At 69.7% G+C, this 604-nt stretch carries 1 protein-coding gene; it reads left to right on the forward strand.

Translation table 11 applies throughout. The annotated features are described in order from the left end of the window. Positions 1 to 488 (forward strand): MFS transporter (locus tag HGG74_RS21050; RefSeq protein WP_168489485.1); only part of this gene is annotated, 488 nt, incomplete at its 5' end. Between the last annotated feature and the right edge of the window lie 116 nt (positions 489 to 604).

Below are 604 nucleotides of genomic sequence, written 5' to 3' on the forward strand. Positions count from 1 at the left end.
CCAACGCCGACGTCGCGGTCGCCCTGGCCTGTTTCGGTGCCGGGTCGATGCTCGTAGCATTGACCGCGCCCAGGATCCTGGACCGGGTGCCGGACCGGGTCGTCATGCGCGCCGGCGCCGTGTTGCTTTCCGCCGGCTTGGCCGGGGCGTTCGCCCTTTTGGCCGTGCCGGGGACCTGGCCGGTGCTGCTGGGCCTGTGGGTGGTCCTCGGTGCCGGGACCTCGATGATCAACACCCCCTCGGCGCGCCTGTTGCGCCGTGCGGCAACAGACAGCACCCGGTCCTACATCTTCACTGCCCAGTTCTCCCTCTCCCACGCCTGCTTCATCATCACTTACCCTGTCGCCGGCTGGATCGGCGCCGCCGCCGGCCAGCCGGCGGCCGCCGCCGTGCTGGCTATCGTGGCTACAATCAGTACACTTGCGGCGTTCCGATTCTGGCCCGCAGGATCCAGGACCGTCCCCGTGCCGGAGTCCATGAAGGGCTGAGCCGGTGGAAAACTTACAACCCATTCGGGCCGCCAGCCTCCATCACCCCGACGCGCCGGATTCGCGCCGGCTGGACGCGGCCACGGCCACGTTCCGGATGCTCTCGGACCCCACCC

The sequence above is a fragment of the Arthrobacter mobilis genome, from assembly GCF_012395835.1.
In the GTDB taxonomy this organism is placed as follows: Bacteria; Actinomycetota; Actinomycetes; order Actinomycetales; family Micrococcaceae; genus Crystallibacter; species Crystallibacter mobilis.